At 69.9% G+C, this 13,659-nt stretch carries 5 protein-coding genes, 1 tRNA gene and 1 rRNA gene; 1 reads left to right on the top strand and 6 read right to left on the bottom strand.

Features of this window, described 5'->3' with window-relative positions:
• Positions 1-107 precede the first annotated feature (107 nt).
• From ABZZ20_RS22380 to ABZZ20_RS22365, 4 genes are all read right to left on the bottom strand, one after another.
• Positions 108-992 (bottom strand): RodZ domain-containing protein, encoded by an 885-nt coding sequence (locus ABZZ20_RS22380; protein WP_356872160.1) that lies wholly within the window; start codon positions 990-992, stop codon positions 108-110.
• Between the two features lie 206 nt (positions 993-1,198).
• Positions 1,199-3,979, bottom strand: a complete 2,781-nt coding sequence (locus ABZZ20_RS22375; protein WP_356872158.1) for a DNA translocase FtsK — start codon at positions 3,977-3,979, stop codon at positions 1,199-1,201.
• 167 nt (positions 3,980-4,146) lie between these two features.
• The gene (locus tag ABZZ20_RS22370) at positions 4,147-4,827 is read right to left on the bottom strand and encodes a response regulator (RefSeq protein WP_356872156.1); all 681 of its coding nucleotides are present in this window, start codon (positions 4,825-4,827) and stop codon (positions 4,147-4,149) included.
• 274 nt (positions 4,828-5,101) lie between these two features.
• Positions 5,102-10,624 carry a HAMP domain-containing protein gene (locus ABZZ20_RS22365; protein ID WP_356872154.1) on the bottom strand — a complete coding sequence of 1,841 codons (5,523 nt, stop codon included), beginning with the start codon at positions 10,622-10,624 and terminating at the stop codon, positions 5,102-5,104.
• Between the two features lie 228 nt (positions 10,625-10,852).
• Between ABZZ20_RS22365 and ABZZ20_RS22360 the strand changes: the two genes are divergently transcribed.
• On the top strand, positions 10,853-13,378 hold the full coding sequence (locus ABZZ20_RS22360) for a SpoIIE family protein phosphatase (RefSeq protein WP_356872152.1): 2,526 nt from the start codon (positions 10,853-10,855) through the stop codon (positions 13,376-13,378).
• 107 nt (positions 13,379-13,485) lie between these two features.
• Here the strand turns inward: ABZZ20_RS22360 and ABZZ20_RS22355 are convergent.
• Positions 13,486-13,561 (bottom strand) — tRNA-Thr (locus tag ABZZ20_RS22355).
• A gap of 5 nt (positions 13,562-13,566) precedes the next feature.
• A 5S ribosomal RNA gene (gene rrf / locus ABZZ20_RS22350) occupies positions 13,567-13,659 on the bottom strand; the annotation flags it as partial.

Raw genomic sequence — 13,659 nt, 5'->3', positions numbered from 1 at the left:
GACTACTTTGTCCAAACGCCGGCCCCCGCCCCAAGTCCTGGTAAACGAAGATCCCCGGGGTGCGGCGCAGCACCCCGGGGATCCGGAATCAGGTATTCAGCGCTGTGTCAGCCCGCCTGGGCCGGTCCCTGGCGGGGATCGTCCTTGGTGTATGTGAGGCGTTCCACCTGGCCGGGCTGGAAGTCGTCCTTGATCTCCTTGCCGTTCACGAAGAGCTTCACGACCCCGGCGTCACCGAGAACGAGGTCGATGGACTCCTTGTCCGTGAAGGTCTTGGACTCGCCCGCGGCCAGCGTGCCGTCGAAGAGCAACCGGCCGCTGTGGTCCTTGGCGGAGATCCAGCTCTCGCCGTCGTTGGCCGTCAGGACGACCGTGACGAGGTCCTTGGGCGCTGCGGCGATGGCGCTGTCCGAGGGCTCCGGCTTGGGCGCCTTCGGGGTCTGCTGGGGCTGGGCGGCCGACTGCTTGGGTGCGGCCTGCGGGGTGGCGGAACCTTCCGCCACGGGCCGCTTCTCCTTGCCCTCGCCGCCGCCGAAGGCGGTGAAGCCCACGAAGCCGATCACGGCGACGATGGCGGCCACCATGGCAGCGGTCCAATTGGGCCGCTGCCGCTCGGGGCGGATCCGCTCGGCGTCGAACATCGGCGCGGCGGGGGTGGGTGCCGGCCGGCCGCCGTGAGCAGCGTCGTAGGCCTCGACCAGGGGTTCCGGGTCGAGCTGCACGGCGCGGGCGAGCGTACGGATGTGACCGCGGGCGTAGACGTCGCCACCGCACCGCGTGAAATCGTCCGCTTCGATCGCGTGCACGATCGGGATGCGCACGCGGGTGGTGGAACTGACCTCGTCGACGGTCAGGCCGGCGGCGATCCGGGCCTGCTGCAGGGCCGTCCCGATGGACGGACCTTCGACGGTGCGTTCGATGATGCGGTCCTCGGACCGGTCGTCGGTCGAAGGCCGCTCTTCTTCGGGGGAGTTGGAGTTGCCGATGGACACGAGGGCGCCTTTCGAGCGTGTAGCCACCTGCTGGATGTCCAGTCTAGGGGGGTGACGAAAGGGTGGAGCAACCGGAGGGTGGACTTCCTACGCCATCCGAATGGCGAGGGGCGTCCTGGGCGGTGCGGCGGACCGGCGTAGCGCGCAGGGCCGCCATCCCCCTCAACTAGACGCGGGCCCGTGGGAAACGGTTGCCCGCCGATCCCTTACGGGTGAGCCTCCCCCCGGATCACGGCGAGGACGCCGTCCAACTCGTCTGCCTTCACCAGGACGTCACGCGCCTTCGAACCTTCGCTCGGGCCCACGACCCCCCGCGATTCCATCAGGTCCATGAGCCGGCCGGCCTTGGCGAAGCCCACCCGCAGCTTGCGCTGGAGCATCGAGGTCGACCCGAACTGGGTGGAGACCACCAGCTCGGCCGCCTGGCACAGCAGGTCCAGGTCGTCGCCGATCTCCTCGTCGATCTCCTTGGTCTGCTTCTGCCCGACCGTGACGTCGTCCCGGAAGACGGGCGTCATCTGGTCCTTGCAGTGCTGGACGACCTTGCCGACCTCTTCCTCGGTGACGAAGGCACCCTGGAGCCGGACCGGCTTGTTCGCGCCCATCGGCAGGAACAGCCCGTCGCCCTTGCCGATGAGTTTCTCGGCGCCGGGCTGGTCGAGGATGACCCGGCTGTCGGCGAGCGAGGAGGTGGCGAAGGCCAGCCGCGAGGGCACGTTCGCCTTGATGAGGCCGGTCACCACGTCCACCGAGGGCCGCTGCGTGGCGAGCACCAGGTGGATGCCGGCCGCGCGGGCCAGCTGGGTGATGCGGACGATGGAGTCCTCCACGTCCCGCGGGGCCACCATCATCAGGTCGGCGAGCTCGTCGACGATCACGAGCAGGTACGGGTACGGGGTGAGCTCCCGCTCGCTGCCCGGCGGCAGCTGGATCTTGCCGTCCCGGATGGCCTGGTTGAAGTCGTCGATGTGCCGGTACCCGAAGGCGGCCAGGTCGTCGTAGCGCAGGTCCATCTCGCGCACGACCCACTGGAGCGCCTCGGCGGCCCGCTTGGGGTTGGTGATGATCGGCGTGATCAGGTGCGGGATGCCCTCGTACGCCGTCAGCTCCACCCGCTTGGGGTCCACCAGCACCATCCGGACGTCTTCCGGAGTGGCCCTGACCATGACCGAGGTGATCAGGCAGTTGATGCAGGAGGACTTTCCGGAACCGGTGGCGCCGGCGACCAGCACGTGCGGCATCTTCGCGAGGTTGGCCATGACGTAGCCGCCCTCGACGTCCTTGCCGAGCGCCACCAGCATCGGGTGGTCGTCCTCGGCCGCGTCCGCGAGGCGCAAGACGTCACCCAGGTTGACCATCTCGCGGTCCGTGTTCGGGATCTCGATGCCGACCGCCGACTTGCCCGGGATCGGACTGATGATCCGCACGTCCGGGGAGGCCACGGCGTACGCGATGTTCTTCGCCAGCGCCGTGATCCGCTCGACCTTCACGGCAGCGCCGAGCGTCACCTCGTAGCGGGTGACCGTCGGACCCCGGGTGAATCCGGTGACCTGCGCATCGACCTTGAACTCGGTGAAGACGTTCGTCAGCGAGGCGACGACCGCGTCGTTCGCGGCGCTGCGGGTCTTGCCCGGCCCCCCGCGCTCCAGCAGGTCCAGCGAGGGCAGGGCGTACGTGATGTCCCCGCGCAGCTGGAGCTGCTCGGCGCGGGGCGGCAGCGGCTGGGGCGGCCGCGGCGCCTTGGTGAGGTCCGGCACCGACAAGGTCCCGGAGGCCGCGGCGGTGGTGGCGTGCGGCGGATCGGCCGGACCCGGGGCGGCGGGCCGGGTCCGCTCCTCACGGGCGGGCGGTACGGGAGCGGTCACCTCCACGTCCGCATCCACCCGATCGTGATCGTGATCGACGGAGATGCCGTGGGTGAGGTCCGCGACCAGTGGGGAGGGCGGCATTCCACCGAGCACCACGCCGTCCAGCGCCGCGGCGGCCGCCGCGGCCACGTCGACGGCGTCCATCTGGCGGTCCATGGCGGGCCGGGCCTGGCTCCGCCGCGGGCTGCGCCGCCGGGCGAGCGCCTGCTCCTCGGCGGCGTCGACGGGATCGGCAGGTCCGGCGGACTTGGACGCCGCCCCGGAGCGGGCCCGCCACTGCTCGGCGTCGTGCCGGTCGGCGGCGCCGGCCTCGCCGAACTCCTCGTCGTACTCGTTCGGCGCGATGATCCCGAGCCGGATGCCGAGCCGCCGGAGCCGCTGCGGGATCGCGTTCACCGGGGTGGCGGTGACCACGAGCAGTCCGAAGATCGTGAGCAGGACCAACATCGGCACGGCCAGCGGCGCGCCCATCGTGAAGATCAGCGGCTTGGAGGCGGCCCAGCCGATCAGCCCGCCCGCGTTCTGCATGGCGGTGGTGCCGTCGTCCCGGCCGGGCGCCCCGCAGGCGATGTGCACGAGGCCCAGCACCCCGATGGCGAGCGCGGAGAGGCCCACGCCGATCCGGCCGTTGGCGTCGGGCTGCTCGGGGTGGCGGATGAAACGTACCGCCATCACACCGAGGAGGATCGGAACGAGCAGATCCAGTCGTCCGAAGGCCCCGGTGACCAGCATGGTGACCAGATCCCCCACCGGGCCGCTCAGGTTCGACCAGGTACCGGCGGCGACGATCAGCGCGAGGGCGAGCAACAGCAGTGCGATGCCGTCCTTGCGGTGGGCCGGGTCGAGGTTCTTGGCCCCCTGGCCGACCCCGCGGAAGACCGCGCCGACCGCGTGCGCGCAGCCCAGCCAGACGGCCCGCACCAACCGCACCACGCCCCCTGTCGGGGACGGGGCGGGCTTGGGCGCCGCCTTCTTGACCGTGGGGCGCCGGCCCGCCGCGGCCTTCTTCGCGGCAGGCCCCCGCGCGGGAGCCGCCTTCTTCGCCGCCGTACGGCCGGTGCGGCCCTTCGCGGTGCCCGCGGTGCTCGGGGAACCCTTGCCGGACGTACGTGAGGCCATGGGCCCGAGATTACCGGTGCGCACGCCGTCGGACGCGCGTGCCCACCCCTTCACCCGTTCGTGTCGCCACCCGCATCAGTTCTTTGACGCACCGCCAGACTTGACGTCCACCGGGCACAGACCGGGACGGTCCGGTCCGGTCCGCAGGGCGGCGGACCGGGCGGAGCTCAGTTTTGAGCGGGTAGGACCGGAGTCCCACCGCCGGTTCCGGGCTCCAGCGCGTCGAGCGCCCGCCGCAGTCCGGTGAGCTTGCGCTCCAGATGGGCCGCGGTCGCCACGACCGCCGCATCGGCCGACTCCTCGCCGAGCTGCTTGGTCAGCGCCTCGGCCTGCTCCTCGACCGCAGCGAGCCGCGCGGAGAGCTCGGCCAGCAGGCCGGCCGTCTCCTTGCTGCTGTCGCCGCTGGAGCCACCGCCCTCCAGTTGGAGCCTGAGCAGCGCCGCCTGTTCGCGCAGTTGGCAGTTCTTCGTGTACAGCTCCACGAAAACCGAGACCTTGGCCCGCAGCACCCACGGATCGAAGGGCTTGGAGATGTAGTCCACCGCGCCCGCTGCGTAACCGCGGAACGTGTGGTGCGGCCCGTGGTTGATCGCGGTGAGGAAGATGATCGGGATGTCCCGGGTCCGCTCCCGCCGTTTGATGTGCGCGGCCGTCTCGAATCCATCCATCCCGGGCATCTGCACGTCCAGCAGGATGACCGCGAAATCGTCCGTGAGCAGCGCCTTGAGCGCTTCCTCCCCCGACGACGCCCGGACCAGTGTCTGATCGAGCGCGGAGAGGATGGCCTCCAGCGCCAGCAGATTCTCCGGCCGGTCGTCGACCAGGAGGATCTTGGCCTTCTGCACCATGCCCTGTCCTCCTCGCCCCGGCATGGGGCCTCCCCGGCTCCTGGCACCGGCCTGTACGCCGGGCCCCGCCCCAGAGGACGGCATCCTTGCGCCGTCCGTCCTTGTGCCGGTCATCGTAGCCCCAGTCCCGAGATCGCCACACCCTGTCACCAGGATGTCACTGTGAACGAAGCAGAAACGGTGTGGGGGAGCAGAAGGTTCCCCGTCTACCGCCCTTCCACACCGTTTTCGCCACAGTCAGTCAGCAATTGGTACCGGAGCGCTCACCGTTCGATCACTTTCCTCGCATCCATTGCTCCATCACCGACAGCAGGTAGTCCGGGTCCACCGGCTTGGTGACATAGTCGGAAGCACCGGAGTCGATGGCCTTCTCCCGGTCCCCCTTCATCGCCTTCGCCGTCAGGGCGATGATCGGCAGCCCGGCGAACTGCGGCATCCGCCGGATCGCCGACGTCGTCGCATAGCCGTCCATCTCGGGCATCATGATGTCCATCAGTACGACCGTCACATCGTCGTGCTGCTCCAGGACTTCGATGCCCTCCCGACCGTTCTCCGCGTACAGCACGGTCAGCCCGTGCTGCTCCAGCACGCTGGTCAGCGCGAAGACGTTGCGCACGTCGTCGTCCACGATGAGGACCTTCTCGCCGTGGAAGTCGTAGGTCCGGGGCACCACCGGCAACTCCTCCTCGGGACTGCCCCACGCGTCCCCGGGTCCCTGCGCGTTCGGCTGCCCCGGCACCGCCGTACGCGGCTCCAGGTCGCTCAGCGCCTTGCGCCGCCGCCTGAAGAGCGCGGCGCCGCCCTGCCCCTGCCCGACCGGCTCGGCCGCCGGCAACGCGGGCCGCGCCTGCTGCGGCTGCACGGGCGGTGCGGAAACCGGGGCGGCCGGCAGCTCGGTCCGCGCCCCGTCGACCTGCCTGCGGTACGCCTCCCCGCGCCCGCCGCCGGGCGTCGGCGGCGCGTACCCCTGCGGCGGCAGCTCGCTCGGGTGCAGCGGCAGGTACAGGGTGAAGGTGGACCCGCGGCCCGGCTCGCTCGCCGCGTGGATCTCCCCGCCCAGCAGCCGGGCGATCTCCCGGCTGATGGACAACCCGAGACCCGTGCCGCCGTACTTCCTGCTGGTGGTCCCGTCTGCCTGCTTGAACGCCTCGAAGATCACCAGCATCTTGCTCGCCGCGATCCCGATCCCGGTGTCCGTCACCGAGAAGGCGATCAGGTCCCCGTCAGCCTCCCGCAACGAACCGGCCTCCAACAACTGCTCCCGGATCGCCGCCGGAACGTCCGACCCGGCAGGCCTGATCACCAGCTCCACCGCACCGGTGTCGGTGAACTTCACCGCGTTCGAGAGCAGGTTGCGCAGCACCTGGAGCAGCCGCTGCTCGTCCGTGTGCAGAGTTGCCGGCAGCTCCGGGGAAACCCGCACCGAGAAGTCCAGGCCCTTCTCCGCGGTCAGCGGCCGGAAGGTGGCCTCCACGTAGTCCACGAGCTGAACCAGCGCGATCCGGGTCGGCGACACGTCCATCTTCCCGGCCTCGACCTTCGACAGGTCGAGGATGTCGTTGATCAGCTGCAGCAGGTCCGAGCCAGCCCCGTGGATGGTCTCGGCGAACTCCACCTGCTTGGGCGACAGGTTCTCGTCCGCGTTGTCCGCAAGCAGCTTGGCCAGGATCAGCAGCGAGTTGAGCGGGGTGCGCAACTCGTGCGACATGTTCGCCAGGAACTCGGACTTGTAGCGCATCGAGACCGCCAACTGCTCGGCACGCTCCTCCAGGACCTGCCGGGCCTCCTCGATCTCGGTGTTCTTCACCTCGATGTCCCGGTTCTGCTGGGCCAGCAGCTCCGCCTTCTCCTCCAGCTCCGCGTTGGCGGCCTGGAGCGCCTTCTGCCGGTTCTCCAACTCGTCGGAGCGCTCCCGCAGTTGCTCGGTCATCTCCTGCGACTGCTTGAGCAGCATCTCCGTCTTGGAGTTGACGCTGATCGTGTTGACGCTCGTACCGATCATCTCGGCGATCTGACTCAGGAAGTCCTTCTGGATCTGCGTGAAGGGCTGGAAGGAGGCCAGCTCGATGACGCCGAGCACCTTCCCCTCGAACAGCACCGGCAGCACGATCACGTGCGCCGGCGGCGCCTCCCCGAGCCCCGAAGAGATCTTCAGGTAGCCGGGCGGGGTGTTCTCGACGAGGATCGTCCGCTTCTCCTCGGCGACGGTCCCGATCAGCCCCTCCCCCGGCCGGAAGGACGTGGGCATCTGACCGCCCGCGTACGCGTAACTCCCGCGCATCCGCAGCTCGTACGAGCCGTCGGGGCCGCCCTCGGTACCGATCTCGGTGGTGCCACCGGTCGGCAGAGCCAGGAAGAACGCCCCGTGCTGCGCCGAAACCACCGGGGTCAACTCGCTCATGATGAGCGAGGCCACGTCGTCCAGCTCGCGGCGGCCCTGCATCAGCGCGGAGATCCGGGCGAGGTTGCCCTTGAGCCAGTCCTGCTCCTTGTTGGCCAAGGTGGTGTCGCGCAGGTTCGCGATCATCGTGTTGATGTTGTCCTGGAGGACCTGGATCTCTCCCGCCGCGTCCACGTCGATCTTCAGGTTGAGGTCGCCGCGGGTCACCGCGGTGGCCACGGCCGCGATCGCGCGCACCTGCCGGGTCAGGTTCCCGGCCATCTCGTTCACGGACTCCGTGAGGTCGCGCCACGTGCCGTCGACGTCCCGGACCCGGGCCTGACCGCCCAGGATGCCCTCGGTGCCCACCTCGCGGGCCACCCGGGTCACCTGATCGGCGAACGAGGACAGCTGGTCGACCATCGTGTTGATGGTGGTCTTCAGCTCCAGGATCTCGCCACGGGCGTCGATGTCGATCTTCTTGGTCATATCGCCCTTGGCGATGGCGGTCGTGACCATGGCGATCTGCCGCACCTGACCGGTGAGGTTGGAGGCCATGAAGTTCACCGAATCGGTGAGGTCCTTCCACGTTCCGGAGACCCCCGGCACGTGCGCCTGACCGCCGAGCCGGCCCTCCGTACCCACCTCCCGGGCCACGCGCGTGACCTCGTCCGCGAACGAGGACAGGGTCTTCACCATCGTGTTGACCGTGTCGGCGAGCTGCGCGACCTCGCCGCGCGCCTCGACCGTCACCTTCTTCGTCAGGTCGCCGTTGGCAACCGCCGCCGAGACTTGGGCGATCCCGCGCACCTGGGCCGTCAGGTTGCCGGCCATGGTGTTGACGTTGTCGCTCAGGTCCTTCCAGATGCCGGTGACCCCGCGCACCCGGGCCTGGCCGCCCAGGATGCCTTCGGTACCCACTTCGCGCGCGACCCGCGTCACCTGCTCCGCGAACGACGACAGCTGGTCCACCATCGTGTTCACGGTCGTGACCAGTTCGAGGATCTCGCCCTTGGCGTCCACGGTGATCTTCTTGGAGAGATCACCCATCGCGACCGCCGTCGTCACCTCGGCGATGTTGCGCACCTGCGACGTCAGGTTGTTCGCCATGAAGTTGACGGACTGCGTGAGGTCCTTCCAGGTCCCGGAGACCCCCTTCACCTCCGCCTGACCGCCCAGGATGCCCTCCGTACCCACCTCGCGGGCCACCCGGGTGACCTGCTCCGCGAAGTTCGAGAGCTGGTCGACCATCGTGTTGAGGGTGTTCTTCAGCTCCAGGATCTCGCCGCGCGCGTCCACGTCGATCTTCTGCGACAGGTCGCCGCGCGCCACCGCCGTCGCGACCTGCGCGATGTTGCGCACCTGCGAGGTCAGGTTCCCGGCCATGCCGTTCACCGAGTCCGTCAGGTCACGCCACACGCCGGCCACCCCTGGCACCTGCGCCTGACCGCCGAGCCGGCCCTCCGTACCCACGTCCCGGGCCACCCGGGTGACCTGCTCCGCGAAGGCCGAGAGCTGGTCGACCATCGTGTTGATGGTGTTCTTCAGCTCCAGGATCTCGCCGCGCGCGTCCACGTCGATCTTCTGCGACAGGTCGCCGCGCGCCACCGCGGTGGTCACCTGGGCGATCTGGCGCACCTGGGACGTCAGGTTGCCGGCCATGAAGTTGACGGAGTCGGTGAGCTCCTTCCACGTGCCGGACACCCCCTCCACCCTCGCCTGCCCGCCGAGGCGGCCTTCGGTGCCCACGTCCCGGGCCATCCTCGTGACCTGGTCGGCGAAGCTCGACAGCTGGTCGACCATCGTGTTCACGGTGTTCTTCAGCTGGAGCATCTCACCGGAGACGTCCACGGTGACCTTCTGCGACAGGTCACCGTTGGCGACCGCCGTCGTCACCTGCGCGATGTTGCGGACCTGGCCGGTGAGGTTGCGGAAGGCGGTGTTCACCGAGTCGGTGAGGTCCTTCCAGGTCCCCGCCGCCCCCGGCACCTGGGCCTGACCACCGAGCTCACCCTCAACGCCGACCTCGCGGGCCACGCGCGTCACTTCCGCACCGAAGGACTGGAGTTGGTCCACCATCGTGTTGACGGTGTTCTTCAGCTCCAGCATCTCGCCGGCCACATCGACCGTGACCTTCTGCGACAGGTCGCCGTTGGCCACGGCGGTGGTCACCTGCGCGATGTCCCGCACCTGCGTGGTGAGGTTGCGGAAGACCGTGTTCACCGAGTCGGTGAGGTCCTTCCACGTACCCGCGGCCCCCGGCACCTGCGCCTGGCCGCCGAGCAGACCCTTCGCCCCGACCTCGCTGGCCACCCGGGTGACCTCGTCCGCGAAGGTCCGCAGCGTCTCCGTCATCTGATTGATCGTTTCGGCCAGCTGCGCCACTTCACCGCGCGCGCTGACCCGGACCTTCTGCGACAGGTCGCCGTTCGCCACCGCCGTCGTGACCTGCGCGATCCCGCGGACCTGGGCCGTCAGGTTGCCCGCCATCGTGTTGACGGAGTCGGTTAGGTCCTTCCACACGCCTGCGACGCCGGGCACCTTCGCCTGGCCACCCAGCTCGCCCTCCGTACCCACCTCGCGGGCGACCCGTGTCACCTCGGAGGAGAACGACGACAGCTGGTCCACCATCGTGTTCACGGTGTTCTTCAGCTGGAGCATCTCGCCGGCCACGTGCACCGTGACCTTGCGCGACAGATCGCCCTTCGCGACCGCCGTCGTCACGAGGGCGATATCACGCACCTGAGCGGTGAGCCGGTACGCCATCGTGTTGACGGAGTCGGTCAGATCCTTCCAAGAACCCGACATTCCACGCACCTGGGCCTGGCCGCCGAGCTTGCCTTCGGTACCCACCTCCAGCGCCACGCGCGTCACCTCGTCGGTGAACGCGGACAGCTGGTCGACCAGGTTGTTGACCGTGCGCCCGACCTTCAGGAACTCTCCGCGCAGCGGATGCCCGGCCCCGTCCGCCGTCTGCGTCCGCAAGTCCATGCGCTGGTCCAGGTCGCCCTCGGCGACCGCCGACAGCACCCGTCCCACTTCGGACACGGGCCGGGCGAGATCGTCCACCAACTGGTTCGAGGCGTCGATCGCGGCTGCCCAGGAACCCTCACAGGCACCCGTTTCCAGCCGTTCGCTCAGCTTGCCCTCGCGGCCCACCATCCGCCGCACCCGGGAGAGCTCTCCGGTCAGGTGGAGATTGCGGTCGGCGACCTCGTTGTAGACGGCAGCGATCTCCGCCATCACGCCGTCGCCGGACACTGTCAGCCGCTTGCGGAAATTCCCGTCTCGCATCGACACCAGGGCCGTGAGCAGCCGGTTCAGAGCGGCGGTATCGACTTCCGTCGTACCGCTCCGCCGGGACCGTCCCCCCTTGGGGCGCGTTCCCGTACGCCGCACCGCCGCGCCAGACTCCACCGTGTCCCTCCCGAAAGGGTCGACCACTGTTCCACCGAGACCCGGCGAATCAAACGCCCGGCTGTTCCATCCTGCCCAGTGTTTCACCCCGGCCGAACCCGGCCATAACACTTCGGCACCATCGCACACCGGCCGCACCCTGGGGGTGGAATCCCGGACGACGGCGCCAAGCCGACCGCGAAGGTAAGTAACCTGGCACCCGATGTCCAACCGCGTCGAAGGAGACTCGTGATCACGGCTCGGGCGGCTGCCAGCTTCGACCCCCTCGGGCGCTCGGTCGCCGCTGCCCGTGCGTTCGTCCGCGACACCCTGCAAGGCTGGGGCTTCGCGGACATCGTCGATGACGCGGTGGTCCTCACCAGCGAGCTCGTCACCAACGCCGTGGTCCACGCCGGCACGCGCGCCGAGGTCCTGTGCCTGCGCACCGAGGACGGGGTACGGGTCGAGATCGCCGACCGGTACCCCGAACGCGAGCTCCCGCTCCAGCACCCCGGCGAGCGCCCGTACGCCGACCCCGACCGGGAGAGCGGTCGCGGGCTGATGCTCTGCGCCGCCCTCGCCACTCGTTGGGGAGTGGAGTACACCAGCACGCACAAGCACGTGTGGTTCCGGCTCGACCTGCCGGACCGGCCGGTCGGTACCCGCTCCGCCGGCCCGATCGTCCCCGATCGCCTCCTCCCCCTCACCGACAGCCGGGTCCGCGTGGCCGTGCTGCAGGTCGATGCCGCCGACTGCGTCTCCGCCTGGAACGACGACGCCGAGCACGTCTTCGGGTACTCCGCCGAGAAGGTGGTCGGCCGCCCGCTCGCCGAACTCGCCGCTTGGCCCCAGACCCCGGGTACCGGCACCGGCATCGCGGAGGCCCTGCGCCTGTCCCGCTGGGAGGGCAGCTACGGCATCCGCGGAGCCGACGGCCGCGTCATCCCCGTCTACGCATCCCACCTGCGGGTCCGTGACGCCCACGGGGAGCCTTCCATCGTCTGCCTGCTGGTCCACGACGACGAGCGCGCCCTGCTCCAGACACCCGTACGGGTAGCTCCCTCCGACGCCCTCCAGCTCACCGAGCCCCGCCCGGCGGACCCCTTCGAGGTCTTCATCGGTTCCCCCGCTCCCGACGACCTCGACGGCCTCCTGCAGCGCACCGTCGAACGCGCCCGCGACATGCTCGACGCCGACTCCGCCTTCTTGCTGCTGGCCACCGACGACGAGACGGAGCTGGAGGTCCGCGCCACGACCGGACTCCCCTCCACCCGCCAGCGCTTCGCCCGCGTCCCCGTCGAGGCCGGCACCAACCGGTACGGTTCCGCCCGCATGCCCGCCGTCCACGACGACCTCGCCGCAGTCCCCGGAGCCGTGCCGCTCCTGGAGGCCACCGGCATGCGCTCCGTGATCACCGTCCCGCTCAAGGTCGAAGGCAGGCTCACCGGGTCCCTCGGCGTCGCCGCCGAGAGCCCGGGCCGCTATTCCAACGCGGAGGCCCTGCGCCTCCAGTTCGCCGCCGACCGCATCGCCCTCGCCGTGGAATCCGCCCGCCTCGGCGAGCTGGAACGCCTGCGCCGCGGCTCCCTGTCCTTCCTCGTCGAGGCCTCCGACCTGCTCGCCGGCACCCTGGACCGGGACCAGACCCTGGCCCTCGTGGCCCAGATGACCGTCCCGACGCTTGCCACCTGGTGCGCCGTCTACACGATCGCCGACCAGTCCTCCGATCCGTACCTCTCGTACGTCCTGCACGAGGACGAGGAACGCATCGACGGCCTCAAGGACCTGCTCTCCCACGTCAGCCCGCCCGAACCGGTCCGCGAGGCCGGTGCCCGCCCCTGGCCGGCGACGACCACGGCGGTCGGCGGCGAGACCGTGGTCCTGCCGCTGCTGGCGCGCAACCGCGTGATCGGCATGCTCACTTTGGGGAAGCCGTCCGAGGAGCACTTCCGGCAGGAGATCCTCGAACTGGCCGAGGACCTCTCGCGACGGGCCGCCCTCGCCCTCGACAACGCCCGCCTCTATTCCGAGCGCACCGCCATCAGCCGCTCCCTCCAGCGCAGCCTGCTCCCGCCCGGCTCTCCGGCCATCCCCGGCATGGAGGTCGAGGTCATCTACCGTGCGGCCGGCGAAGGCAACGAGGTGGGCGGCGACTTCTACGACGTCTTCCCGATCCGCGACGGTGCGTACGGCTTCGCCATCGGCGACGTCTGCGGCACGGGCCCCGAGGCGGCGGCCGTCACGGGCCTGGCACGGCACGCCCTGCGCCTGCTGGCCCGCGAGGGCCTCGGCGGCCCGGCGGTCCTGGAGCGGCTGAACGCGGCCATCCTCGACGAGGGCGCCCGCAGCCGCTTCCTCACCCTCCTCTACGGCGAGCTCCACCCCCAGCCGGACGGCGGCGCCCTGATGAAGGTGGTGTGCGCGGGCCACCCGCTCCCGCTCCGGCTGCGTCCGGACGGCCGGGTGACCCCGGCCGCGGACCCGCAGCCGCTGCTCGGCGTGATCGATGACCTCGACCTCTACGAGCAGACCCTCACCCTGGATCCGGGCGACGTGCTGCTGTGCGTCACCGATGGTGTGACGGAACGCCGCGAGGGCTCGCGCATGCTGGGAGACGACGGCCTCGCGGAGGTGCTGACCACCTGCACCGGCCTCACGGCCGGCGCAGTCGCCGCCCGCGTCCTACGCGCGGTGGAACGCTTCGCGGCCGAACCCGCTTCCGATGACATGGCCATCCTGGCCTTCCGCGTCCCGGGCCAGCGCACTGGCGACTGACCGGCCCGGCCGCTTGCTCGACCGGGCCTGTGGCTTGGCCCCTAGCCGCGGCCACCACACGGGCAAAACGCAAAAAGGCCCCCGCCATGTGGCGGGGGCCTTTTCGTTGGAGCCCTTTAACGGAATCGAACCGTTGACCTTCTCCTTACCATGGAGACGCTCTACCGACTGAGCTAAAAGGGCGGGTTGTTCGGCGGCGTCCTACTCTCCCACAGGGTCCCCCCTGCAGTACCATCGGCGCTGAAAGGCTTAGCTTCCGGGTTCGGAATGTAACCGGGCGT

The organism is Streptomyces sp. NPDC006430, assembly GCF_040612395.1.
Taxonomy (GTDB): domain Bacteria; phylum Actinomycetota; class Actinomycetes; order Streptomycetales; family Streptomycetaceae; genus Streptomyces.
Note: the sequence above shows the minus strand (reverse complement) of the source record. Positions and strands in the feature narration are given on the sequence as shown.